This is a genomic window from Rhodoplanes sp. Z2-YC6860 (genome assembly GCF_001579845.1).
Lineage (GTDB): Bacteria > Pseudomonadota > Alphaproteobacteria > Rhizobiales > Xanthobacteraceae > Z2-YC6860.
Genome location: NZ_CP007440.1, coordinates 423,264 through 446,396, shown reverse-complemented (window position 1 = coordinate 446,396; position 23,133 = coordinate 423,264). Strand labels below are relative to the sequence as shown.

Below are 23,133 nucleotides of genomic sequence, written 5' to 3'. Positions count from 1 at the left end.
CTTAGTTGCGGACCGAGAGCACACGGGCGCCTCCTGTCGAAGAATTCTCTTTCGAGGAATATTTGGGCAGATCGAGCACGTGGCCCGCGAATTCGCGCACCGCCACGCCTTCGGCCAGGCGCGCCGTCGACCGCGGGATCTCGGTCTTGCCCATCAGGAACAGATCGACATCGTTCGGCGGCAGCGTCGAATCGAGAGGCGTCTTGATCACATCGCCAGGACGCGCCGCACGCACCAAGCGCGGCGTAACGATGATCGCCAGGTCGGTCTCGTTCTTCTGATATGACGTGCTGCGGAACAACGCGCCCAGCACCGGCACATCGCCGAGCCAGGGAAGCTGCTCGATCGCGTTCTGCCCGTTGCTCTGGAGCAGGCCGCCGATCACGAAGCTCTGGCCGTCGCGCAGCTCTACCGTGGTCGAGGCGCGGCGCACGATCAGCGGCGGCACCGAGATGCCTGCGACGGTCACCGGATGGGTGATGTCGAGCTGGCTGACCTCAGGTTCGATCTTGAGGTTGATCAGACCGCCGCCGAGCACGGTCGGCGTGAAAGCCAGACCAACGCCGTAGCGCTTGTAGTCGATGGTGACCTGGCCGAGCGCGCCCGGCACCGGAACCGGATATTCGCCACCGGCGAGGAAGCTCGCGGTGTCGCCCGACAATGCGACGAGGTTGGGCTCGGCGAGCGAGCGGGCCACGCCCTTCTGCTCCAGCGCATTGACGATAGCGTCGATCTCCAGGCCGCCGGCCAGCATCTTGCTGACCATCACGCCGAAGGGCGCAGTGCCCGACAGCACGCCAGCGACCGTAACCGGCGAGATGGAGATCCCAGAGCTTCCAACGTTTGTACCGCCGGCTGTGACGCCGGGCTGATGAAACAGGTCGTTGCCGGTGTTCGTGATAGGAAGCTGGTTGGTCGGCGTACGATTGCCGATATTCATCAGGTTGCGCGAGCCGAACACATTCCACTGGACGCCGAGATCGCGGCCCGCGGTCCGATTCGCCTCGACAAAGCGCACCTCGAGCATCACCTGCTGCGGCGACATCACATCGACCGTGTTGATGATGTCCGAGCCGAACTGCTTGGCGATATTCATCGCCTTGTCGACCGTCGGGCCGTCGGGCGAGGTGCCGGACAGCATCAGCCGACCGTTGACGGACGTGACGCGGAGCCGCGCATTCGGAAAGCGGCGCTGAATCTCGGAGTTGACCAGCGAGGTGTCGTAGGCCACCTCGACGTCGAACACGCCGATCAGCTTCTTGCCTTCCGCATAGGCGGAAACGCGTGTCGTGCCGTTCTTTTTGCCGAGAATGGACAGCGAGCGGTCAGTCAACGGATTGACGTCGGCCACCTCAGGATCGCCGACCTGCAACTCGACGAAGCTCGTATCCGTGCGCACGTCCTCGGTCTTGCCGATGTAGACCGTCACGGTCGCGGTGCGCTTGGCCTGGCCGATCTGGATCGACCGCTCGGCCATCGCCTCGTTGGCGCTCATCGCACCGAAGGCCGCCAGGATTGCTGCGGCGAACAGTGTGCGCAGGACCTTTCTCGATTTGACACCCATAACCCCACCCATTTTGTTTTGGCCTTCCCCGTCGTCCGGTTTCACTCCGCTACTGATCCCCATCAGCAGTGGCGTGCAGATTCACAGTCATTCCTTCGATCGGTACGCTGTATTCCTCTCGCGTCGATGCGCGACGCACCGCGACGGTCGCAAGCCCGGAACCGCCCTTGCGCTCCTTTGCGACCGGCGTGCTCGCGCCACTGAGATCGTTCAGCGTGATGCGCCGCGAAAACTGGCTTTCAGCCTCGCCGGCCCTGCGCAGCATGAGCGACAGACTGCCGACCGAGGCCGCGAGCGAGAGCTTCTGCGCGCCCGTCACATCGACCTCGAGCGTCACCGACTTGACCACCGCGGGCTTGTCCATGCGCTCGTCGGCCATCTGATCGATGCCCAGCACACGCACGTTCTGAAGCACGACCTCCGATGTGGCGTTGCCTTTGTCGATCTGCCGGGTCAGCGACACATCAACATGATCGCCGGGGAGCACGAAACCGCCGACGCCGTCGACATCGTTGACGCGAATGGTCACGGCTTTCAGTCCGTCGCGGATCATCGCTGACAGCGTCGCGCGCTGGCCCGGGCCGGTGATTTTGCTGCTCAGCACCGGCTCATCCGGCTCGATGGCGCTGAGCGCCACGCGCTTGCCGCCGCCGACAATGTCATTGATCTTGGCGAAGGTGCCGCTGGTCAGCGAACCCTCCGGCCACGACACTTCGCGCAGGGCGTCCGCCGTCACCTCGTTGCCGAAGCGCAGTGGCTTCGCCGCCACTACAATGGTGCGCGTCGCGACGGGCTTCTTGCTGTTGGCGGCCTCAAGGCTCCGCATGCGCTGCTCAGCAGCACTGTTGAGCCAAGTCTGCGCCACGAACACCGCCAGCAGGCCGAACATCACGGCGAAGGCGATCATGACGATTGTGCTTTTCCGCACAGCAGTTCCCCTGATTGACGCCTGAGTTCTTGCGTTCTCTTCAGAGGCAATATCGAAGTCGGAGGTATCGGATTGGTGAAGTGAATTCCGCAAATCCCGCTATGATGAAGATTGCTTGAAGCGATATTCTTTATGAAAGCTGAGAGCGCGAATTTGCATTTGAATTGAATGCGCAACTCGCAAAGAAACGAGAAACCTTAATCGCAGCCGGATGTTTTCGGGCTGCTCTCATCGAGCCCCGCAAGCCAATCGTAACCATCGTGACCGTTGGGCTCACGCCCATATCGGGCGCGGCAATGCATATTGTTGAATGGACCTGCCCGTTGCGGCACTATGCCTAACGGCGATTAAGCATGCCCCGCCGGGCAAAAACAAAAGGCCGGTCTCATGAGCAAGCCATACATCAGCTATATCGATCCCAAGACCATGAAAGACGCCGCGATGCTTGCGGAGCTGGAGCGCTGCCGCACCTACGGCACGCCGCGGCCCGAAAGCCAGGCGATCCGCGCCCATGTGCCCGCGGTGTTCTGGTCGTTCGCGAATTCCTGGCGCGACGTATTCCACACCGGCGTCGCCGATCACGGCGTTAAAGAGCTTTGCCGGCTCTACGTGTCGCGTTCGGTGCTGTGCGAATTCTGCGGCAACCAGCGCTCGATCAAGGCCGCCAATGCCGGCGAGGTGATCGAGGATCACGTCAAGGACCTGATCAACTTCGAGACCTCGACACGCTACGATGACAAGCAGAAGGCCGCGCTGTCGTACGCCGAGGCCATCACCTGGGACCTGCCGGTCGACGACAAATTCTGGGCCCGGCTGCACAAGCACTTCAGCGAACCGGAGCTGGTCGAGATCGGCTACTTCATCGCGCTGACGATGGGGCAGCAGCGTTGGCTGCGCACCCTCAACATCGAGCATCATCAGATCCTGGCTGGCCTCGATGGCTCGATGGCGCCTGGTTTCGAAACCGAAGATGCGTTGAAGAAGTCCAAGGCGCAGCCGGACTACTGGGCCAAGAGCACGCCGAAGCCGCAAACCGCAGCGGCGGAGTAGGCCGTCAGCCTCCGTCATTCCGGGGCGCGCGTCAGCGCGAACCCGGAATCCAGACAAAGAGGAAGCCCCGATGTTTCTGGATTCCGGGTTCCGCACTTCGTGCGGCCCCGGAATGACCGGGTGCTAGAGCGGTTCACAATTTGACGGAAGCGTATCCGGCGTTTGCGAAGTAGTTGCTGCATTCGCGGGGGCCTATGGTTGTGACGAGGCTGCCGATTTGGCGCCAGACATCGTCGATGGTGCGCCTTTGAGCCATGCGCATCCAATGTTTGATCTTGGCGAAGGCCTGCTCGATCGGATTGAGGTCCGGCGAGTAGGGCGGCAGGTACCAGAGCCTGGCTCCGGCTGCTCTTATGATCTGTCGCAGCACGGCAGCCTTGTGGCTTCCGAGGTTGTCCATGACGACAATATCGCCGGCCTTCAGTGCGGGAACGAGTTGCTGCTGGACATAGGCTCGGAAGCACTCGCCGTTGATCGGGCCATCGAACACGCAAGGGGCTGTGAGGCCGTCGTGGCGGAGCGCGCCGAGGAAGGTCAGCGTCCGCCAATGACCATGCGGCGCGTAAGCTCGCAGGCGATCGCCCTTGCGTCCCCATCCGCGCAGTGGGGCCATGCTGGTCTTGATCCAGGTTTCGTCGATGAAGACCAAACGCCGTGGATCGAGACCGGCCTGCCAGGATCGCCAGCGCTTTCGTCTGCGGGCGATGTCGGCCCGGGCCTGTTCAAGCGCGAACAGTGTTTTTTTTGAACCGCAGGTCTTCGCGCCGCAGGAACAGCCACACGGCATTGTGCGAGACCTTTACCCCACGCGCGGCAAGTTCGTCCTTCAGCCCATGCAGGGTCAGATGCGGGGTCTGTCTGATGCGCTCCAGGATGAAGGCCCGATGCGGATCGAGCACCGGCTTGCGATATCCACCCATCTTGCTCGGCGACACTGAGCCAGTCGTCCGATAGCGCTGAGACCACTTCACCACCGACGACACCGCCACGCCGAACCGCGAAGCCACCGTCCGGCAGCTCTCACCGTTCCGCACCGCCGCAACGACACGCTCACGCAGATCATTGGACAGAGGTCGGGTCATGAGCTGCTGGCCTCCAACCCAGCCAGCAGCTTGAATCACAATTCGAAGCCCAGCGGAATCCCCAGCGATTCAGAAAAGAAGTGAACCGCTCTAGACCTTGGCAAACCCGCGCGGGAATTTCTGCAGGCTTTCGACGCCCGTCTCGGTGATAACGATGAGCTGACCGGTCTGCACGCCGGCCTTTCGGTCGGGCGTCACCACGTTGGGCTGCACCACGATGGTCTGGCCAGCCTGGAACGGCTCCTCGGGAACAGGCCCTGCGGGACGGCTCTTCGAGCCGAGGATCGGCCGCAGATAGCCGCCGCCATAACCGTGCACCAGATCGTCGATGATGGTGAAGCCCGCGTTCTCGATGACGTTTGAGGCCGCGATCACCTGGGCGGGTGTGGTGCCGGCCTTCAGCACCGCGAAGATCGCATCGAGCGCCGCGTCAGCCGCAGCGTGCAGCTCGCGATAAAGCGGCGTCGGCTCCTCGCCGACCGCGAAGCTTCGCAGCACCTGGCCGCCGTGGTCCAAAAACAACGCGGTGATCTCGGACACCACCACGTCGCCTCTCTGCACCTTGCGATTCGACGCATGTTGCCGCGGCACGCCGATCTGAGAATCGTGCATCGAGGTCGTGCCGATATAATGGATGTTTGTGGTGCCGCCGTGGGGCACATAGGCGCGCTCGATGGCGTCGCCCAGCTGCCGTTCGGTGACGCCGGGCTTGATCGCGTCGCGCAGCGCCGCCATACCGGCGTCGCTCATCGCCGCACCGATACGCAACCAGTCGAGCTCTTCCGCGGACTTCACGGCGCGAAGCCGCTGGTAGACGCGGTTGAGGCTGATGATCCTGCCGAACTTTTCCACGAGCGCGCCATGCTGCTCGAAAGGCATCTGCCCGATGACCGCCACGCGACCGGACTTCGCGCCGCGTTTCTCCAACACCTCGATCACCTTGCGGATCGATGCGTCGCCGCCCCATTCGACGGTCTCGGCAGCTTCGGCAAATCGCCGCGCGAGCGGCGCATGGTTGACGTATTGCACAAACAGCGCGTCCGGCAGACCCGGGGTAAACACACCCAGCGCCTCGTTGGTGACCGGCCAATGCGTCAGCCATTGCACCGCGGAGCCCGCACGGTTGTAACCGCAGAACACCAGATGATCGGCGCCCGCCTCAGTCATGGCGGCCGCAACCAGATCGCGGCGGCGCTTCATTTCACCCGTCGAGAAACGCGGGATATCGGCGTCGAGCAGAGGGCGGAGATGCGGAGCAAGATCGAGCATGAAATCCTCGTGCCCCGAACACACGTCCGGGACCCTTACGGAGACCGAGATGAAATGGACTACTTCGAAGCCGATTTCGGCAGCGCGACGATCATATCGAGTTCGATGCGTGCGCCGGGCGATGACAGCTGGTTGATGCACACCGTCGTCGAGGCCGGCAGCCAGTCGCCGAAATAGGCATGCATGGTTTTGTGCATGGCGTCAGCCTCCCGGAAGTCGGTGAGATACTTCGTCACCTTGATGACGTCCTTCCAGCTCGCTCCGACCGAGTCGAGGATCGACTTGATGGCGTCCATCGCATTCCGGGTCTGATCCTCGATGGAATGCGGATGAATGTGCTCGTGATCCTGATGCGGATGGTTGTGATACAGCGGCGAAGCGGTGGCGCCCGAGAGGAACATCAGGTCGCAGGCGCCGACGATCTTGATCGCCGGCGCATAGGGCATCTTGTGCGCCTGTGAGGGATCGGGGTGCACGGCTTCGAGCTTGAAGGTGGAATCTGGCTTGGTGCTGACGTTCATGACGCGCCTCCGTGGCTTGCAGCGAGCGTGGCAACCGGGTACGGCCTAACTAGCTTGATTTGAATTATCTTAATGTCAAGCAGATTTCGCGGCTGCCGAGACCGGCACCTTGCTCAGCGCTTCGCGGGCGTCCCAGGGCTTCCACCAAGGCTTCAGGCCAAGCTCGCGCGCGATGATGCCGGCGCTGATGTAGCCAGACCCGCCGGAGATCGCCCCGCCGGGATGCGCTGCCGAGCCCGCCATGTAGAGGCGCTCGATCGGCGTGCGATAGCCGAAATGGTTGTACATCACCTGCTCGGCGTTGAACGCGCCCATGAAGATGTCGCCGCCGCGCATCTGCGGAAACTCGGCGACGTACTCGCGGCCGGTGTAGACATGCTGGCCGATGATGTTCTTGCGCGTCATGTTCGGCGCGTAGCGCGCAAACACCTCGATGATCTTCTCGGCAAACTCTTCCTTGAAGTCTTCGTAGTCCTGCTCACCGAGGTCCGGATCGAGCGGCATCACGTGCCAGGCATATTGCGTGTGCTTGCCGGACGGCGCCTGGGTCGGATCGATCACGCTCAGAGGCCCGCAACCGAACTGCACCAGCGAGGGCACCTTGCCGGCGACCACATCTTTGTGCGCCGCCATCAGGTCTTCCATCGATTCCGCGCCGAGGCTCCATTTCAGCGTGCGCCCGATGTTCGGATCGAATGCCTCAGACGTCAGCCGTGCCGGCTCGTGCATCGCCAGATGCAATCCATAGAGCGACCACTTGGTGTACTGGAAGCCGTCGAGCTTCTTGAGAAACGCCGTGGGCATCTGTTCGCGGCCGATCAGCGTCTCGAAAGTCTGGTGCACATCGAGCGTGGAAGCCACGAACTGCTTGGCCCGCACCGTGCGGCCATCCCGCAGCACGATGCCGCTGGCCTTGCCGCCTTCGATCAGGATATTGTCGATGTTCACCTGCGGCTGGTAGCGCCCGCCCGCCGCGATGAAGGTCTCCATCAGACCACGCGCCAGATTGAACGAGCCGCCCTGGCAAAGCTGATAGCCGCTTTCGAGATCGAAGGCGCGGATCACGGAGCCCATCGGGCTCGTCCCCGACATGGTGTCGACCAGCCAGGTGCCGAACAGCGACACCTTGAACAGAAACAGGAGCTGGACGTGCTCGTTTTCGAACAGCTCTTTCACCACTTCGAACGGCTGCCGCCGCGTGATCGCCAGAAAATCCCGGCCGATGGCGCTTTGCGACAGCAGCGCCTCGCGCTCGGCCTGCGGCAGCGGCTCGGAATAGCGCTCCGGCAGGAAGATCGAGCGCGTGATCTCTTCGGCGCGACGATTCCAGTCACGGAAGGTCGCCGCGTCACGCTTGGAAAAGCGCGCGACATTCGCCAGCGTCTCTTCGAGGTCGCGGCCGAACACCAGCGCGCTGCCGTCGAGATGCGGCTGGCCGAGCTCGTAGCGCGGCGTGATGTAGGTGACGCGGTCGCCGAGGTTCAGGTCCTTGAACCAGGGCGTCTCGCTGATGTGGAAGTGATTGATGGAATGCAGGTTGTGATAGAAGCCCGGCGCCGTGACCTCCTCGGTCGAAAGCCCGCCACCGTATTTCAGCCTGCGATCGACCAGCAGAATGTCGAGACCGCTTTTGGCGAGATAAGAGCCGAGCACCAGGCCGTGATGGCCCGCGCCGACGATGATCCCGTCGTAGCTTCGCTCCAGTGCGCCCGGCATCGTTTCACTCCGTCACCCTGAGGTGCTCGGCCCATAAGCGCGTTTACGCGCGTCTTCGACTCGCTATGGGCCGAGCCTCGAAGGGTGACAGCCACAGCCCGGGCCGCTCATCCTTCGAGGCCCGCGCTTCGCGCGGGCACCTCAGGATGACGGATTGAGATCAGTGGTTCAACGTGACGAGATAGTCGTCTGCGGCATTACTGCGCCGCGTCCTTGTTCTCGTCGGCTTCGCTGCGCAGCGCATCGGGCTGCGGCATGGCGATGATGTTGTAGCCGGAATCGACGAAGTGGATTTCGCCGGTCACGCCGCCCGAGAGGTCCGACAGCAGATAAAGCCCTGCGCCACCAAGATCCTCCAGCGACACGCCGCGGCCGAGCGGCGAATGGCGTTGCTGGAACGCGAACATATAGCGGGCGTCGTTGATGCCGGCGCCAGCCAGCGTCCGGATCGGGCCCGCCGAGATGGCGTTGACGCGAATTTTCTGCAGGCCGTAGTCGACAGCGAGATAACGCACCGAGGCTTCGAGGCCCGCCTTGGCCACGCCCATGACGTTGTAGTTTGGCATCGCCTTGTCGCCGCCGTTGTAGGTCAGCGTGATCATGGCGCCGCCGTTCGGCATCATCGCCGCAGCACGCTTGGCGGCCTCGGTGAACGAAAAGCAGGAAATCACCATGGTGCGCTGGAAGTTGGCGCGTGTGGTGTCGGCGTAGCGGCCCTTCAGCTCGTTCTTGTCGGAGAAGCCGATGGCATGGACCAGGAAGTCCATGTTGCCCCATTGCTTCTTCAGCTCGGCAAACACGCTGTCGACGGAGGCGATGTCCTCGACATCGCAGGGCAGGATGATCTTGCTGCCGACCTGCTCGGCGAGCGGCTTGACCCTGCGGCCCAGCGCATCGCCTTGATACGTGAAGGCCATCTCGGCGCCGTGCTCGGACAAAGCTTTGGCGATGCCCCAGGCGATCGAATGATCGTTGGCAACGCCCATCACCAATCCGCGCTTACCTTGCATCAGCCCCGGCATCGAACGATCTACTCCACTTTGCGCCGGACCAGCCCCTGTCCGGCAAAAAACCAAACTCAAACGAACTCACACATCCAGACGCTTGAACACGAGCGACGCGTTGGTGCCGCCGAAGCCGAACGAATTGGACAGCACCGCACCGAGCTTCGCATTGTCCTTGCGCTCGCGGACGATCGGCATATCGGCCATCGCAGGATCGAGATTTTCGATATTGGCGCTCTCGCAGATGAAGCCGTTCTGCATCATCAGCAGCGAATAGATCGCCTCCTGCACGCCCGCCGCACCGAGCGAGTGACCGGTCAGCGACTTGGTCGCCGAGATCGGCGGACACTTGGAACCGAACACCTCGCGGATCGCCTCGATTTCCCTGACATCGCCGACCGGAGTCGAGGTCGCGTGCGGGTTGATGTAGTCGACCGGCGCCTTGAGATCGGCAAGCGCGAGTCTCATGCAACGCATCGCGCCCTCACCCGACGGCGCCACCATGTCGTGGCCGTCCGAGGTCGCGCCATAGCCGGCGAGCTCCGCATAAATCTTCGCGCCGCGCGCCTTGGCGTGCTCGAGCTCTTCCAGCACCAGCACGCCCGCGCCACCCGCGATCACGAAGCCGTCGCGGTCGACGTCGTAGGCGCGCGAGGCTTTGTCCGGCGTGGCGTTGTACTTGGTCGACATCGCGCCCATGGCGTCGAACAGATTCGACATGGTCCAGTGCAACTCCTCGGAGCCGCCGGCGAACATCAGGTCCTGCTTGCCCCACTGGATCGCCTCGGCCGCATTGCCGATGCAGTGATTGGAGGTCGCGCAGGCCGACGAGATCGAATAGTTGATGCCCTTGATCTTGAACCAGGTGGCGAGCGTCGCCGACGCCGTCGACGACATCGCCTTCGGCACCGCGAACGGACCGATCCGCTTCGGCGACCCCTTCTCGCGGGTGATATCGGCGGCCTCGACGATGGTGCTGGTGGACGGACCACCCGAGCCCATCACGATGCCGGTGCGCTCGTTGGAGATGTCCTTGTCCTCGAGGCCTGAGTCGCGGATCGCCTGCTCCATCGCCACGTGGTTCCAGGCTGAGCCTTCGGCGAGGAAGCGCATGGCGCGACGATCGACCGAACCTGCCGGATCGAGCGTCGGCATGCCTTGCACCTGACAGCGGAAACCGTGCTTGGCGAACTCCTCGGCATGCGTGATGCCCGACTTCGCCTCGCGCAAACTCGCCAACACCTCCTGGGTGTTGTTGCCAATGGATGAGACGATCCCCATCCCGGTGACGACAACCCGCCTCATTTCTGCCTCGCCTGCATCTTCCGCATCGGCCAAAGCTCTCGCCAAGGGCCAGCGGGTTGATGAATAGCCCTCAAACTAGGACCGCCGCAGGCGGCCCCGCAAGACCGCCGAATGTTTTCGATACTTAAGCCGGATTGGGCTTCATCGCATCGGCGTCGCGGAACAATCCCACCTTGAGATCGAACGCGCGATAGATCACCGAACCGTCCGCCGACAGCCAGCCGTCGGCAATACCCAGCACCAGCTTGGAACGCATCACGCGCTTGATTTCCAGGCCGTACATCACGTTTTTCATGGTCGGCAGCACTTGGCCCGAGAATTTCAGTTCACCTAGGCCCAGCGCGCGGCCCTTGCCCGACGAACCGCCCCAGCCGAGGAAAAAGCCGAGCAGCTGCCAGAGCGCATCGAGCCCCAGGCAGCCCGGCATCACCGGATCGCCCTTGAAATGGCATGGAAAGAACCAGAGGTCGGGCTTCACGTTGAGCACCGCCCGAACCAGACCCTTGCCGTATTCGCCGCCGATCTCGGCGATCTCCGAGATGCGGTCGAACATCAGCATCGGCGGCAGCGGCAGTTGCGGTCCCTCGACGAACATCTCGCCGCGACCGCATGCCAAAAGGTCTTCGAATTCAAAGCTGTTGCGCCGATTTTCCATCTTGGTCTCGTGATGCCGCCCATTGAATTGTCATGTTTTATCACGGGCAACCGCGGCGGGACAAAGCCGGTTCTCCACAAATTAGGACCGAATCCACGCCTTGGCACCAATGTTCGGATTGGAAGCCCGCGACGCCAGTATCCCGCCCCCGAGGTGCGCACCCACGCTGGGCAGGCGCTTTTGCAACTTCAGGTTCAAAGGGGACACCAGCATCATAGGCTTTCCAGCATCGCTTTGGCTCGAAAGTTTCGCTTCGAGCAAGCCTAAGCATTCGGGCGAACGACCGAGCCGCGACACTAGCGCAGAGGCGCTGTGCGCTCCACTTGTTGCGAAAAGCTTGCATCAAGGGGATCGGGCTTATATGATTGCAAATGAAACGATTTTAGAACTGTTCTGATCTATCGGGCGTACAAAACGATGGCTGAGACGCGTACCACAATCCTACCGATCGCTGGCTTCCCGGTGGTTCCTGCGGACCTCCGGAAGGACGAACTCAACGGCTGCCCGTGGCACGACGTCAAGTCGATGCTGCGCGATGTCGGCCTGCGGCCGACCCGGCAGCGCATGGCGCTCGGCTGGATCCTGTTCGCCAAGGGCGACCGGCATCTCACCGCCGAAATGCTCTACGAGGAAGCCACCAAGGCCAAGGTGCCGGTGTCGCTGGCGACCGTCTACAACACGCTGCATCAGTTCACCGAAGCAGGCCTCCTGCGTCAGGTCGCGGTCGATGGGTCAAAGACCTACTTCGACACCAACACCACGGCGCATCACCACTTCTTCGTCGAAGGCGACAACGCGCTGGTCGACATTCCGGGCGCCGAGGAAATCGTCGGCCGGACGCCGTCCGCGCCGGAAGGCTACGAGATCGCCCGCATCGACGTGGTGGTCCGCCTGCGCCGCAAGGACGGCCGCCGCTAGAGCCGCACGCATCACCGTTTTCCGACGGCCGGGCCTCGCCCGGCCGTTTTGTTTTGCGTACCCTTCGGCCGTCAAAGCGCTGCCATCAAAGCGCTCATGAGGCGACGTGCATATGGATCAGGCGGCCATCGACCAAGTTGCCAGGACTTTCGTGCGCGCACGGCAGACCGGCGAGCGGCTTGATCCGCTGCCGGCCGCGATCGCACCGAAAAGCTTCGCCGACTCGCGCGCCGTCATGGATGCCGTCGACCGTCTGGTCGGCGATGATATCGTCGGAACGAAAATTGCGGCCAAGCCCGGCGCCGAGGTGGTTTACGCGCCGCTCGCATCAGGCCGCGTGTTCGTCAGTCCGGCGCGGGTGCCGCGCGAACTCACGCCGAGCCAGTACATGGAATGCGAGATCAGCTTCCGGCTGACGCGCGATCTGCCGCCGCGCGCCGCGGAATATTCGGAGGCCGAAGTGTTCGACGCGCTTGAAGGCTGCACCGCCTTCGAGCTGGTCGACAGCCGCTTCCGCGATCTGAAATCCGCGATGGAGAAAGCGCCTTACGAATTCTATGCCGATCACATCGCCAACGGCGCGATGGTGTTCGGCGCGTTCCGCAACGACTGGCAGAACACCGATTTCACCAAGACCCGCGTGTCGATGAAACAGGGCGGCCGGACGATCATCGAGAAGATCGGCGGCCATCCGACCGGCAATCCGGGCAAACCGGCGGTCGTCCTGGCAAACCTGCGCCGGACCACCTCCGGATTGAAGGCCGGAACGTTCATCGTCACCGGCTCCTTCACCGGATTTCACCCGGTCGCACTCGATCAGCCGGTGACCGGAGAATTCGAGGGTTTCGGGACGATGGAGGCAACGATCGTCGGGTAACCCGCCGTCAGTCCACCTTCTCGTTCGGATAGACGCCCCACAGCCGCGTCTGCCGCACATAGCCCTCGAAGCCGCGGCCGGTGACAAAGCACCAGCCCTCGCCACTGCAGCGCTTGAGGTTGGCGACCACGCCGCGCTCGAGCCGCGCCGTCACCGCACCCTTGTCGTCGGGCTTGTCGTAGAGTGGAACCAGGTCATCGGCGGCCTTGGCCGTCACCATCCCGGTGCGCCGGCCGGACAACAACGAGTGGTAGACCCAGCCTTCGGTGCCCTCGGCGTCCCGGATCCTGCGCCAGGTTTCAAACTCGGCGATGATCTCCACGGGCAGGCCGGCCCGCTGGTACAGCCATTTGACGTCATAGGTCTTGGCCGGACCGATGTGCATATTGACCTTGTCGGACTTCAGGCTGACGAAGCGCGGCACCGGGAGCCCGCTGACGGAGCCGACCGGCGGCTGCGGAGGCGCAACCTCCTTGGCCGGCTGCAGGGACGCCTGCTGTTGCCCCAATGGCTGGGCCTGCGCGACAACGGCGGCGGCCGCCGCGGCGACCAAAATCGTTACAACCAGGGCACGACGGACGTGTCTCATGCGATACGCAGCTGAAACTCTGATCAAGAAGGACGCTACCCGGGTGCTTTGTCTTGAAAGCCCCATCTGATACAGAGAATTCTGCTCAGACCGGCTTGCCCCACCGCACCGCGAGGGGCGTTTAGAGTGTCGTTCACCTCGGTTAAGGAGGTCTGAACGGCTAAAACTTTCAGATCTCGATCAAGGCGCGCTGAAGCATGCCGAAAGCCAAGAAGCCCGTGGTGATCGTCACGCGCAAGCTGCCGGACAGCATCGAAACGCGCATGCGCGAGCTGTTCGAAACCCGTCTCAACATCGACGACAAGCCGATGACCCAGGCCCAGCTCGGCGAGGCTCTGAAGGCCGCCGATGTGCTGGTGCCGACCGTGACCGACCGGATCGACGCCTCGGTGCTGAAGGAGGCCGGCCCCAGCCTCAAGCTGATCGCCAACTTCGGCAACGGCGTCGACAACATCGATGTGCAGGCTGCCGTCCAGCGCGGCATCACGGTGACCAACACGCCGGGCGTGCTCACCGAAGACACCGCCGACATGACCATGGCGCTGATCCTCGCGGTGCCGCGACGCCTCGCCGAGGGCGCGAACGTGCTGAGCGGCACCGACAAGGACTGGGCCGGCTGGTCGCCGACCTGGATGCTCGGCAAGCGCATCTCCGGCAAGCGGCTCGGCATCATCGGCATGGGGCGGATCGGCCAGGCGGTGGCGCGGCGCGCCTCGGCCTTCGGCCTGCAGATCCACTATCACAACCGCCGCCGTCTCCCGGCGAAGATCGAGGAGGAGTTGCACGCCACCTACTGGGAGAGCCTCGATCAGATGCTCGCCCGCATGGACATCATCTCGATCAACTGTCCGCACACGCCGGCGACGTTCCATCTGCTGTCGGCGCGGCGGCTGAAGCTGCTGCGCCCGCAGGCCTATGTGGTCAACACCGCGCGTGGCGAGGTGATCGACGAGAACGCGCTCATTCGCATGATCGCCGCTGAAGAGCTCGCCGGCGCAGGCCTCGACGTGTTCGAACATGAGCCCGCGGTCAATCCCAAGCTTGCGCGGCTGGCCCGCGACGGCAAGGTGGTGCTGCTGCCGCATATGAGCTCGGCCACCATCGAGGGCCGCATCGAGATGGGCGAGAAGGTGATCGTGAACATCCGCACCTTCATGGATGGTCACAAGCCGCCGGACCGCGTGCTGCCGTCGATGCTGTGACGGACGACGCCGGTCGTCGTCGAAACGACGCGCGCGATCGCAATCGAACGTACTAATACCCGCGGTTCAACGGCGGCACATACGGCTGCTCCAGCGCCTCACGCCGCCGCTGCTCCATGCGATTGGTGCGCTCGGTTTCGACCTGCGCCATGCAATCCTCGTAATTCTTGGTGTTCGGCTGGAGCCCGCGCGCCTGACAGCGGGCGTCATTGCGGGCCTCGATGTCCTTGGCGGACGCGCAGGCCGCGAGTGTCACGGCGAGGAGGGACAGCAGCAACAGGGATCGGGTCATGGGCATCCGTCTTGGGGTGTGCCTGATGGGCGCACAATGCGTTGATTTTCGGGCGTTGGCGAGGCCCCGACCAACATGTCCTGGCTTGCCGGCCCCGCTGGTGGACCAGCCCTTGGGAGGGGTGTTAAATCGCACGGCCGCATCGGAAATCGGAGGCGCGCATGCGCGAGGACGTCCTAGGCCGGGCCAATGTCGAGGACAGCCCGGAGCTCGATCGTTACTACAACGAGCTTGGTCAGCAGGAGAGCTACGCGCTCTGGACGGTGGCCAATTCGATCGAGCCCTGGCAGCCGAAGCCGAGCTCCCTGCCGCAGCTCTGGAGCTATCAGGCGATGCGCCCCCTGGTGCTCAAAGCGCTCGATCTGGTCAGTCCCGAGAAGGCCGGCCGCAGAGTCATCGCGCTGGAGAACCCCGGCCGCAAGGGCACCTCGGCCTGCGTCGGCTGGCTCTACACCGGATTGCAGGTGATGAAGCCCGGCGAGTCGGCATCCGCGCACTCCCATGCGTCGTCGGCGCTGCGCTTCATCATCGAAGGCAAGAACGCCTACACCGTGGTCGACGGCCACAAGATGGATTTGAACGCCGGCGACTTCGTCATCACGCCGAACGGCACCTGGCACGATCACGGCGTCGAAGCGAGCGGCGAGACTACGATCTGGCAGGACGGCCTCGACATGCTGATGGTCAATCAGCTCGATGCCAACTTCTACGCGGTGCATCCCGAGACCGTGCAGAAGTCGAACTATCCACTCAACGACACCGCCCAGGTGTTCGGCGGGCCGGGCCTGCTGCCCGCCGGCGGCGAGGCCTGGAGCAAGCCATATTCACCTCTGTTCAAGTACGAATGGGGCCGCACCTACGAGACGCTGACGCGCGCCGCGCAAGCGACCGACGGCTCGCCTTACGACGGCATCATGATGCAATACGTGAATCCGGCGACCGGCGGCCCGGTGATGAAAACGCTCGGCGCGCATATTCAGCTTCTGCGCGGCGGCGAGCGCACCAAGGCGCATCGCCACACCGGCTCGATCGTCTACACGGTGGCGAAGGGCAAGGGGTATTCGATCATCGAGGGCAAGCGCTACGACTGGAACAAGAGCGATATCTTCGTCGTGCCCTCATGGGCGTGGCATGAGCACGCCAATGCGTCGGAGCGCGACGATGCGGTGCTGTTCTCGTTCAGTGATCTGCCATCGATGCAGGCGCTCGGGCTTTACCGCGAGGAAACGTTTGCCGACAACGATGGGCATCAGAAGCTTGCGCACTAGCTCACAGTTCGTTCGCGCGACGATCGCTTTAAGGATTGCTCTATGACCATTCGCCTGCACCGCGGCGATCTTCCCGATCTTTCGCGCTACACCGGTCCTGCCGTCGCGGTCGACACCGAAGCCATGGGCCTCGATCCGAAGCGCGACCGGCTCTGTGTCGTACAGCTGTCGCCGGGCGACGGCTCGGCCGATGTGGTGCAGATTCCCGCGAACAACATCCAGGCGCCCAACCTGAAGAAGCTGATGGCCGATCCGAAGGTCTTGAAGATCTTCCATTTCGCGCGCTTCGACATCGGCATGATCTTCAACACGCTCGGCGTGATGCCGGAGCCGCTTTACTGCACGCGGACCGCGTCACGGCTCGCCCGCACCTACACCGACAAGCACGGCCTCAAAGACCTCTCGCGCGAGTTGCTCGGCATCGACATGTCGAAGCAGCAGCAATCCTCGGACTGGGGCGCCGACAAGCTGTCCGACGCCCAGCTCGCCTATGCGGCCTCCGACGTGCTCCACCTGCACGAGCTGAAAGACAAGCTCGACGTCATGCTGGCCCGGGAGGGCCGCATGGAACTGGCCGCGGCTTGCTTCCGCTTCCTGCCCGACCGGTCGAAGCTTGACCTGGCTGGCTGGGCCGCCGAAGACATTTTCGCCCATTCGTGACCCGGCGGTTCCGGCCTGCGACACTGTCAGGCCACATTCGGAGCGGATTTTTAAGCCGCGGGACCGTAAGATGTGGCCGAACCTGCCGCGCCTTCGAGCGAATTCGGAGGCTGCGCGGCTCCTGACGACCACTGGGGAACAACAGCCTGTCCGCCACGTCCGCGATCGAACCGTCCGGAACGCGCCGCTTCGTCATCGAGGACCGCGGCGATAACGCACGTGCGTTCGTGCGAGCGGCGCGGCACAGCCGCCGTGTGCGGTTTCTCCGGATCGCCGTGCCGGCGACGATTGTGGTGGCGCTGAGCCTGACCTGGCTGGTGTCCTGGCTCGACCCTCTGAAGGTCATGGCCAAACTCCCGGTCGATGTCGGCTCGATGGTGATCTCCGGAACCAAGATCACCATGGCAGCGCCAAAGCTTTCCGGCTATACGCGCGACCAGCGCTGGTACGAGCTGAATGCGGCCGCCGCCGCGCAGGACATCACCAAGCCCGATTTCGTCGAACTCAGTCAGGTGCGCGCCAAGGTCGAGGGCCAGGACAAGAGCACGATGTTTCTTTCCGCCAGGGACGGCACGTTCGACCGCAAGGCCAATGTGCTGACGCTCAACAACGATATCTCGCTGAAATCGACGACCGGCTATGAGATCCGGCTGAGCGAGGCCGTGGTCGACACGGCAAGCGGCGAGATCGTCTCCAACAAGCCGGTCGAAGTGCAGTCGCAGCAAGGGACGATCACCTCCGAACGGCTCGAAGTGCTCAAATCCGGCGAGGTCGTCCGCTTCACTGGAAACGTGATCATGAATCTCACTGCACAGCCTGACGACGCAAAGGCTGCGGAGAAGCGATGATCATGCGCGCGCGAAACCCCATCACGTCGACAAGACTGCGTGCAATTGCCGCAGCGGCATCAATGCTGATCGCAACCGCAGCACACGCCGCAGCGCAGCCGAACGCCAACAAGGGCAACGCTGCGACCAACAACGCGTCCCCCAACAACAACGCACTGCAGGGGTTTTCGCAGAACCGCAATCAGCCGGTGCAGATCGAAGCCGCATCGCTTGAAGTGCGCGACAAGGAGAAGAAGGCGACCTTCACCGGCAACGTGAAGGTGGTTCAGGGCGACACCACCATGCGCTGCAAATCGCTGGTGGTGTTCTATGACTCGCAAGGACAACAGCAGCAGCAGTCGGGCGCGCAGCCCATGAAGGCGGCGGCGCCCGGCCCCGGCGGATCTTCATCGATCAGCCGGCTGGAGGCCAGCGGGGGCGTCACCGTCACCCAGAAGGACCAGGTCGCGACTGGCGAGCGTGCCGATTTCGACATGAAGACCAACACCGTCATCCTGCGGGGCAACGTGGTGGTCACCCAGGGCGGCAACATCATGCGCGGCGACCGCCTGACGGTCGACCTGACGAGCGGGGTGTCGCGGGTCGACGGGTCCGGCCCGGTCAAGCTTCTGATCCCGCAGACCGGCTCCTCGGCAGACGGCAAGTCGGGCTCCGGCATGGGCGGCCTCGGAGGCCTTGGTGGCATGGGCTCAAAAAATGGGCTCTTGCCGGGCAGCCCGCGGCAAAACTCATCAAACTAAGGCATGAAACGGGCCTTCGGTTGAAAGCCCGCCGCAGTGTGATTATCACGGCGAGGCAATGCCTTGTTGCTGCCCTGAGTCGCAGCCTGTATCGCGCCCAGTTCAGGGAGCCGGGACACCGACGTGCTTGACGATCTGCTCACGTTGTTTCGGCGTCGCCGCGCACCGGTGCGCGCGCGACGTCCTGCCGTGGCTGACGGCCGATCGCGCATGAATCTCGCATCGATGGGCGGACCGATCGGCGGCGGCGACGGCGACTGGATGCCGCGCAGCGGCGAACGCATGCAGCAGCGTCCGCAACCCGCCGCTGCCTCCCCGCAGCAGCCCCAAGCGCAAGCTCCGTCGTACGACGACGATGCTCCGCACGCGGCATCTTACTCACAGCCAGAGCCGCAGCATTACGACTACGCTGACGCCGAGCCTCAGGAGCGTGTGCAGGTCCCACCACAGGTCCAGCCTCGGGCTCAACCTCAACCAAAACCACAGCCCCAAGCTTACGCGCAACACGCCGAGCCGAACGTGCCGCAACGCGCGCCGCTCAACGGCGGAGGATTGCGGCAGGCTCAACCGCAGCAACCGCGCACCGTGCACCAGGGCTATCTCGCGGCTCATGCCGTCGAAAAAACATTCGGCAATCGCAAGGTGGTGAAGGGCGCGAGCCTCTATGTCCGGCGCGGCGAAGCGGTCGGATTGCTCGGCCCCAACGGCGCCGGCAAGACCACGATCTTCTACATGATCACCGGGCTGATCGCGGCCGACAAAGGCCGCGTCGAGCTCGACGGACACGACGTCACGGCGCTCCCGATGTATCAGCGCGCCCGCCTCGGCATCGGCTATCTGCCGCAGGAAGCGTCGATCTTCCGCGGCCTCAATGTCGAAGAGAACATCCGCGCCGTGCTCGAAGTGGTAGAGCCCGACAAGAAAAGGCGCGAACGCGATCTCGACGCGCTGCTCGACGAGTTCAACATCACCAAGCTTCGCAAAACACCGTCGATCGCGCTGTCAGGCGGCGAGCGCCGGCGTTGCGAGATCGCACGCGCGCTGGCGTCACGGCCGAACTACATGCTGCTCGACGAGCCGTTCGCCGGCATTGACCCGATCGCCGTCGGCGACATTCAAGCGCTGGTGCGCCATCTCACCAACCGCGGCATCGGGGTGTTGATCACCGACCACAACGTTCGCGAAACGCTTGGTCTCACCGACCGGGCGTATATCATCTACTCGGGTGAGGTCCTGATGGAGGGCCGCACCGACGATATCGTGAACAACCCGGAGGTCCGGCGCCTTTACCTGGGCGAGGAGTTCCGGCTCTAGTCCCTCACGCGTGCCGAGAAAAACTCTAGTTGGTGCAACGCGTTAGAGATTTATACCGCAATGCGGTATACAAGCCTCTCAGAATTAGATAAGCAAGAACCGGACCACTAATCGGTCGGAAACATGGCACTGTCGCAACGCCTGCAAATGCGCCAGAGCCAGGCGCTCGTGATGACGCCGCAGCTGATGCAAGCCATCAAGCTGCTGCAGCTCTCGAACCTGGACCTGGCTACCTACGTCGAGGGGGAGCTTGAAAAAAACCCCCTGCTCGAACGCGCCGCCGATGACGACGGGCCGGGCGACAACACCCGCGAGGCCGGCGCAAGCGAGACCGACTTCGATGGCGACAGCGGTGCCCCAACCCAGACAGGCGCCCCAGCCGACCGGATCGACGAAAGCCTAGAGACCAGCCGCAGCGCCATCGAGGAGCGGCTCGGCACCGATCTCGAAAACGAATTTCCTGACGACGCCGGGCCGACCGCTTCGCGCAACAGCACCGATCAGCCGCTGACGCCGTCGGACTGGTCTAACGTCGGCAGCGGCGGCCGCGAGGACAGCGACTACAATCTCGAATCCTTTGTCTCGGCCGAGCTGACACTGGCCGATCATCTCGCCGAACAGCTCGCCCTCGCGATCACCGATCCGGTGCGGCGCATGATCGGCCAGTTCCTGATCGATATGGTCGACGAGGCGGGTTATCTCGCAGGCGATCTCGCGTCGGTATCCGAGAAGCTCGGTGCGCCGATCGCGGAGGTCGAGGCGGTGCTGAAGGTGGTCCAGGGCTTCGACCCGCCGGGCGTGTGCGCGCGCAATCTCACCGAATGCCTGTCGATCCAACTGCGCGAGCGCGACCGCTTCGATCCTGCAATGCAGGCCCTCGTCGGCCGGCTCGATCTTCTGGCCAAGCGCGATCTCGCAGCGCTGCGCAGGATCTGTGGCGTCAACGACGAGGATCTCGCCGACATGATTGCCGAGATTCGCGCACTCAACCCGAAGCCCGGTCTCGCCTTCGGCTCGACCACCGTGCAGCCGATCGTGCCGGACGTCTACGTACGCCAGGGCCCTGACGGCAATTACATCGTCGAGCTCAATTCCGACACGCTGCCCAAGGTGCTGGTCAATCAGCGCTATCATGCCGAGCTGACCAGAAGCGCCAACAACGACAGCGCCAAGACTTATCTCGCAGAGAATCTGCAATCGGCCACGTGGCTGATGCGCGCACTCGATCAGCGCGCCAAGACCATCCTCAAGGTCTCGATGGAGATCGTGAAGCAACAGGATGCGTTCTTCACCCACGGCGTACAGCATCTGCGGCCGCTGAATTTGAAGACGATCGCCGACGCGATCAGCATGCACGAGTCGACGGTGTCGCGCGTTACCGCGAACAAGTACATCGCGACCAGCCGCGGCATCTTTGAATTGAAATATTTCTTCACCTCGGCGATCGCCGCGGCGAACGGCGGCGAGGCGCATTCGGCCGAAGCGGTCCGTCACAGGATCAAGCAGCTGATTGACGCGGAGAGCGCCGATGACGTGCTTTCCGACGACACCATCGTCGAGAAGTTGCGTTCGGCCGGCGTTGATATCGCCCGCCGCACTGTGGCGAAATATCGCGAAGCGATGCGGATCCCGTCGTCGGTGCAGCGCCGCCGTGACAAACTTGCAGTGGCGACATGAAATTTGTTGCGCCGCGAAACAGTGATACGCTTCACGTCGCATTGACACCCATGGAAGCCGCTCCTACGTCAAATGGAATGGAACCGGCCCAGCCCGCGCGAACTTGATCGGCCGGCGATTTAAAATCGGAGGCATCAATGCCCTTTCGCGTATCCGGAAAAAACATCGAAGTCGGCGAAGCCCTGCGTGAACGCATCAGCGCGCGCGTGCTCGAAGCGTTGGAGAAATATTTCGACGGCGGATTTTCCGGGCATGTGACCGTGGGAAAAGAAGCCTTCGGTTTTCAGACCGAATGTGTGGTGCATCTCGATTCCGGGATCGTGCTGCGTGCCGACTCGATGGCGGCCGATGCCTATCTCAGCGCCGATCAAGCGGCGGAGAAGCTGGAGAAGCGGCTGCGCCGGTACCACAGCCGCCTGAAGGACTATCACGGCAACGGCCGCAGCAACGGCGCTGTACTGGACGAAACCGCGCTGACTGCGTCCGACTACACCATCGCAGCACCGGGACAGGAGGACAGCGACGACGTCGCGACCTTCAACCCGGTGATCATCGCGGAGCAGACGACGTCGCTGAAGCAGCTCTCGGTCAGCGAGGCGGTGACACACCTCGACATGACAGGCGCGCCTGTCATGGTTTTTCGGCATGCCAGCCACGGCCGTGTGAACATGGTTTATCGCCGGGCCGACGGCAATATCGGCTGGATCGATCCTCCGGCGGTGCCCGCCGGGGGCCATTGACGGCCCTGTTGGCGGTCCCTATGGTCCGCCGCCTTTCAACCAGCCCCCAACGTTAGCAACGCGACCTGCGATCCATCCATGGCGACCACCGATCTCGTTTCGCCGAACGCGATCATCCCGGCCATGAAGGTCAACGGGAAGAAGCAAGCGTTACAGGAGATCGCAGGCAAGGCAGCCGAGCTGACCGGGCAGAACGAGAAAGCCATTCTCGAAATCCTGCTCCAACGCGAGAAGCTCGGCTCGACGGGCGTCGGCAACGGCGTCGCCATTCCGCACGGCAAGCTGCCAAAGCTGGGCAATGTGTTTGGCTTGTTCGCGCGGCTGGAGCGGCCGGTGGACTTTGAAGCGCTCGATGGCCAGCCGGTCGATCTGATCTTTCTGCTGCTGGCGCCGGAAGGCGCCGGCGCCGATCATCTCAAGGCGCTGGCGCGCGTCGCGCGGCTCCTTCGCGATCCGGAGACCGCGCGCAAGCTTCGTGCTTCGAATGGGGCTGAGGCGATCTACGCCGTGCTGGCGATGCCGTCGGCAAGCGCCGCGTAGGCGGGAAGAGAAATAAGCGCCGCGTGAGCGGCCAAACAAAAACAAGCGCGGCGTAACCCTTCAAGAAAATCGGTTCGAGTCCATCCGACGCGCGCTCGCTGCGCGCGTCGGTAACTTCGCGTCCCACAGTCAGTGGACGCTGACCGTCTCCAGCTCGTGCGTCATCGCATTCGCGACAGCTGCCTCGCGGCTGTCGGTCACCATGATCGGCGTGCCGTCGGCGGCGTGCAGCGCAAACAGCGCCATGCCGGGCTCGAGCTCGGGCGCCTGCGGATAGAGCCTGTGCACGTCTTCGGAGCGGATCGGCTTTACGTAGGCGATCTTGCCGCCACCGAAAATTGCAAAGGCCTGCTCCGTCATCTGGTGACGGTCGT

Annotated in this window: 24 protein-coding genes; 12 read left to right on the top strand and 12 right to left on the bottom strand. The window is 63.3% G+C overall.

The window, feature by feature from the left end; genetic code table 11:
* Window position 1 precedes the first annotated feature (1 nt).
* Together RHPLAN_RS02060 and cpaB are read right to left on the bottom strand one after the other, a co-directional pair.
* Window positions 2-1,564 (bottom strand): type II and III secretion system protein family protein, encoded by a 1,563-nt coding sequence (locus RHPLAN_RS02060; RefSeq protein ID WP_068013391.1) that lies wholly within the window; start codon window positions 1,562-1,564, stop codon window positions 2-4.
* A gap of 49 nt (window positions 1,565-1,613) precedes the next feature.
* Window positions 1,614-2,492 (bottom strand): Flp pilus assembly protein CpaB, encoded by an 879-nt coding sequence (cpaB, locus tag RHPLAN_RS02055; RefSeq protein ID WP_157100002.1) that lies wholly within the window; start codon window positions 2,490-2,492, stop codon window positions 1,614-1,616.
* 387 nt (window positions 2,493-2,879) lie between these two features.
* On the opposite strand from cpaB, the gene RHPLAN_RS02050 reads away from it, so the two are divergent.
* Window positions 2,880-3,542 (top strand): carboxymuconolactone decarboxylase family protein, encoded by a 663-nt coding sequence (locus tag RHPLAN_RS02050; protein ID WP_068013388.1) that lies wholly within the window; start codon window positions 2,880-2,882, stop codon window positions 3,540-3,542.
* Window positions 3,543-3,675: 133 nt separating this feature from the next.
* Here the strand turns inward: RHPLAN_RS02050 and RHPLAN_RS38080 are convergent.
* From RHPLAN_RS38080 to fabA, 7 genes are all read right to left on the bottom strand, one after another.
* Window positions 3,676-4,624 (bottom strand): IS630 family transposase gene (locus tag RHPLAN_RS38080; RefSeq protein ID WP_157099989.1). Its coding sequence is split into 2 segments (ribosomal slippage): window positions 3,676-4,287 and window positions 4,289-4,624, totalling 948 coding nucleotides; the frame shifts between segments, so codons are not numbered across the junction.
* A gap of 90 nt (window positions 4,625-4,714) precedes the next feature.
* Window positions 4,715-5,893 carry a M24 family metallopeptidase gene (locus RHPLAN_RS02035; RefSeq protein ID WP_068013386.1) on the bottom strand — a complete coding sequence of 393 codons (1,179 nt, stop codon included), beginning with the start codon at window positions 5,891-5,893 and terminating at the stop codon, window positions 4,715-4,717.
* A 59-nt stretch (window positions 5,894-5,952) separates the two neighbouring features.
* Window positions 5,953-6,414 (bottom strand): RidA family protein, encoded by a 462-nt coding sequence (locus tag RHPLAN_RS02030; protein ID WP_068013384.1) that lies wholly within the window; start codon window positions 6,412-6,414, stop codon window positions 5,953-5,955.
* Window positions 6,415-6,489: 75 nt separating this feature from the next.
* Complete coding sequence (locus RHPLAN_RS02025; RefSeq protein WP_068013382.1) at window positions 6,490-8,130, bottom strand: phytoene desaturase family protein; 1,641 nt, start codon at window positions 8,128-8,130, stop codon at window positions 6,490-6,492.
* Window positions 8,131-8,327: 197 nt separating this feature from the next.
* Window positions 8,328-9,152 carry an enoyl-ACP reductase FabI gene (gene fabI, locus RHPLAN_RS02020; RefSeq protein ID WP_068013380.1) on the bottom strand — a complete coding sequence of 275 codons (825 nt, stop codon included), beginning with the start codon at window positions 9,150-9,152 and terminating at the stop codon, window positions 8,328-8,330.
* 66 nt (window positions 9,153-9,218) lie between these two features.
* On the bottom strand, window positions 9,219-10,439 hold the full coding sequence (gene fabB, locus RHPLAN_RS02015) for a beta-ketoacyl-ACP synthase I (RefSeq protein WP_068030413.1): 1,221 nt from the start codon (window positions 10,437-10,439) through the stop codon (window positions 9,219-9,221).
* 124 nt (window positions 10,440-10,563) lie between these two features.
* Entirely contained in the window at window positions 10,564-11,094 is a 531-nt protein-coding gene (gene fabA / locus RHPLAN_RS02010) for a 3-hydroxyacyl-[acyl-carrier-protein] dehydratase FabA (RefSeq protein ID WP_068013378.1), read from the bottom strand.
* A gap of 417 nt (window positions 11,095-11,511) precedes the next feature.
* On the opposite strand from fabA, the gene irrA reads away from it, so the two are divergent.
* Window positions 11,512-12,012, top strand: a complete 501-nt coding sequence (gene irrA / locus RHPLAN_RS02005; RefSeq protein WP_084244161.1) for an iron response transcriptional regulator IrrA — start codon at window positions 11,512-11,514, stop codon at window positions 12,010-12,012.
* A 112-nt stretch (window positions 12,013-12,124) separates the two neighbouring features.
* Window positions 12,125-12,889 (top strand): hypothetical protein, encoded by a 765-nt coding sequence (locus RHPLAN_RS02000; RefSeq protein WP_068013377.1) that lies wholly within the window; start codon window positions 12,125-12,127, stop codon window positions 12,887-12,889.
* 7 nt (window positions 12,890-12,896) lie between these two features.
* Here the strand turns inward: RHPLAN_RS02000 and RHPLAN_RS01995 are convergent, their stop codons facing one another.
* Entirely contained in the window at window positions 12,897-13,478 is a 582-nt protein-coding gene (locus RHPLAN_RS01995; RefSeq protein ID WP_084244159.1) for an SH3 domain-containing protein, read from the bottom strand.
* A 197-nt stretch (window positions 13,479-13,675) separates the two neighbouring features.
* Between RHPLAN_RS01995 and RHPLAN_RS01990 the strand changes: the two genes are divergently transcribed.
* Window positions 13,676-14,680: a 2-hydroxyacid dehydrogenase gene (locus tag RHPLAN_RS01990; protein WP_068013375.1), complete on the top strand. Its 1,005-nt coding sequence runs from the start codon at window positions 13,676-13,678 to the stop codon at window positions 14,678-14,680.
* A 52-nt stretch (window positions 14,681-14,732) separates the two neighbouring features.
* On the opposite strand, the gene RHPLAN_RS01985 is transcribed toward RHPLAN_RS01990, so the two are convergent.
* On the bottom strand, window positions 14,733-14,972 hold the full coding sequence (locus RHPLAN_RS01985) for a hypothetical protein (RefSeq protein ID WP_157100001.1): 240 nt from the start codon (window positions 14,970-14,972) through the stop codon (window positions 14,733-14,735).
* Between the two features lie 161 nt (window positions 14,973-15,133).
* Between RHPLAN_RS01985 and RHPLAN_RS01980 the strand changes: the two genes are divergently transcribed.
* The 8 genes from RHPLAN_RS01980 (at window position 15,134) to ptsN (ending at window position 22,759) form a co-directional block, all read left to right on the top strand.
* A complete protein-coding gene (locus tag RHPLAN_RS01980; protein ID WP_068013371.1) occupies window positions 15,134-16,240 on the top strand; it encodes a cupin domain-containing protein in 1,107 nt (368 codons plus the stop codon).
* A 42-nt stretch (window positions 16,241-16,282) separates the two neighbouring features.
* Window positions 16,283-16,900, top strand: a complete 618-nt coding sequence (locus RHPLAN_RS01975) for a ribonuclease D (protein ID WP_068013370.1) — start codon at window positions 16,283-16,285, stop codon at window positions 16,898-16,900.
* Window positions 16,901-17,175: 275 nt separating this feature from the next.
* Window positions 17,176-17,748, top strand: coding sequence for an LPS export ABC transporter periplasmic protein LptC (gene lptC, locus RHPLAN_RS01970; protein WP_198164675.1), 573 nt, complete (start codon window positions 17,176-17,178; stop codon window positions 17,746-17,748).
* A gap of 62 nt (window positions 17,749-17,810) precedes the next feature.
* The gene (locus RHPLAN_RS01965) at window positions 17,811-18,488 is read left to right on the top strand and encodes an LptA/OstA family protein (RefSeq protein WP_084244155.1); all 678 of its coding nucleotides are present in this window, start codon (window positions 17,811-17,813) and stop codon (window positions 18,486-18,488) included.
* 210 nt (window positions 18,489-18,698) lie between these two features.
* A complete protein-coding gene (gene lptB / locus RHPLAN_RS01960) occupies window positions 18,699-19,802 on the top strand; it encodes an LPS export ABC transporter ATP-binding protein (protein ID WP_237180026.1) in 1,104 nt (367 codons plus the stop codon).
* 123 nt (window positions 19,803-19,925) lie between these two features.
* The gene (gene rpoN / locus RHPLAN_RS01955) at window positions 19,926-21,479 is read left to right on the top strand and encodes an RNA polymerase factor sigma-54 (protein ID WP_068013367.1); all 1,554 of its coding nucleotides are present in this window, start codon (window positions 19,926-19,928) and stop codon (window positions 21,477-21,479) included.
* Between the two features lie 137 nt (window positions 21,480-21,616).
* Window positions 21,617-22,219: a ribosome hibernation-promoting factor, HPF/YfiA family gene (hpf, locus tag RHPLAN_RS01950; protein ID WP_068013365.1), complete on the top strand. Its 603-nt coding sequence runs from the start codon at window positions 21,617-21,619 to the stop codon at window positions 22,217-22,219.
* Window positions 22,220-22,297: 78 nt separating this feature from the next.
* Window positions 22,298-22,759, top strand: coding sequence for a PTS IIA-like nitrogen regulatory protein PtsN (gene ptsN / locus RHPLAN_RS01945; RefSeq protein ID WP_068013363.1), 462 nt, complete (start codon window positions 22,298-22,300; stop codon window positions 22,757-22,759).
* Window positions 22,760-22,888: 129 nt separating this feature from the next.
* On the opposite strand, the gene RHPLAN_RS01940 is transcribed toward ptsN, so the two are convergent.
* Window positions 22,889-23,119 (bottom strand): BQ00720 family protein, encoded by a 231-nt coding sequence (locus RHPLAN_RS01940; protein WP_442971841.1) that lies wholly within the window; start codon window positions 23,117-23,119, stop codon window positions 22,889-22,891.
* Between the last annotated feature and the right edge of the window lie 14 nt (window positions 23,120-23,133).

Bases quoted from the DNA above. Each gene is read 5' to 3' on its own strand.
- RHPLAN_RS02060 (WP_068013391.1), bottom strand. From the start codon at position 1,564: ATGGGTGTCAAATCGAGAAAGGTCCTGCGCACACTGTTCGCCGCAGCA.
- RHPLAN_RS02050 (WP_068013388.1), top strand. From the start codon at position 2,880: ATGAGCAAGCCATACATCAGCTATATCGATCCCAAGACCATGAAAGAC.
- RHPLAN_RS02035 (WP_068013386.1), bottom strand. From the start codon at position 5,893: ATGCTCGATCTTGCTCCGCATCTCCGCCCTCTGCTCGACGCCGATATC.
- RHPLAN_RS02030 (WP_068013384.1), bottom strand. From the start codon at position 6,414: ATGAACGTCAGCACCAAGCCAGATTCCACCTTCAAGCTCGAAGCCGTG.
- RHPLAN_RS02025 (WP_068013382.1), bottom strand. From the start codon at position 8,130: ATGCCGGGCGCACTGGAGCGAAGCTACGACGGGATCATCGTCGGCGCG.
- fabI (WP_068013380.1), bottom strand. From the start codon at position 9,152: ATGCCGGGGCTGATGCAAGGTAAGCGCGGATTGGTGATGGGCGTTGCC.
- fabB (WP_068030413.1), bottom strand. From the start codon at position 10,439: ATGAGGCGGGTTGTCGTCACCGGGATGGGGATCGTCTCATCCATTGGC.
- fabA (WP_068013378.1), bottom strand. From the start codon at position 11,094: ATGGAAAATCGGCGCAACAGCTTTGAATTCGAAGACCTTTTGGCATGC.
- irrA (WP_084244161.1), top strand. From the start codon at position 11,512: ATGGCTGAGACGCGTACCACAATCCTACCGATCGCTGGCTTCCCGGTG.
- RHPLAN_RS02000 (WP_068013377.1), top strand. From the start codon at position 12,125: ATGGATCAGGCGGCCATCGACCAAGTTGCCAGGACTTTCGTGCGCGCA.
- RHPLAN_RS01995 (WP_084244159.1), bottom strand. From the start codon at position 13,478: ATGAGACACGTCCGTCGTGCCCTGGTTGTAACGATTTTGGTCGCCGCG.
- RHPLAN_RS01990 (WP_068013375.1), top strand. From the start codon at position 13,676: ATGCCGAAAGCCAAGAAGCCCGTGGTGATCGTCACGCGCAAGCTGCCG.
- RHPLAN_RS01985 (WP_157100001.1), bottom strand. From the start codon at position 14,972: ATGACCCGATCCCTGTTGCTGCTGTCCCTCCTCGCCGTGACACTCGCG.
- RHPLAN_RS01980 (WP_068013371.1), top strand. From the start codon at position 15,134: ATGCGCGAGGACGTCCTAGGCCGGGCCAATGTCGAGGACAGCCCGGAG.
- RHPLAN_RS01975 (WP_068013370.1), top strand. From the start codon at position 16,283: ATGACCATTCGCCTGCACCGCGGCGATCTTCCCGATCTTTCGCGCTAC.
- RHPLAN_RS01965 (WP_084244155.1), top strand. From the start codon at position 17,811: ATGCTGATCGCAACCGCAGCACACGCCGCAGCGCAGCCGAACGCCAAC.
- lptB (WP_237180026.1), top strand. From the start codon at position 18,699: ATGAATCTCGCATCGATGGGCGGACCGATCGGCGGCGGCGACGGCGAC.
- rpoN (WP_068013367.1), top strand. From the start codon at position 19,926: ATGGCACTGTCGCAACGCCTGCAAATGCGCCAGAGCCAGGCGCTCGTG.
- hpf (WP_068013365.1), top strand. From the start codon at position 21,617: ATGCCCTTTCGCGTATCCGGAAAAAACATCGAAGTCGGCGAAGCCCTG.
- ptsN (WP_068013363.1), top strand. From the start codon at position 22,298: ATGGCGACCACCGATCTCGTTTCGCCGAACGCGATCATCCCGGCCATG.
- RHPLAN_RS01940 (WP_442971841.1), bottom strand. From the start codon at position 23,119: ATGACGGAGCAGGCCTTTGCAATTTTCGGTGGCGGCAAGATCGCCTAC.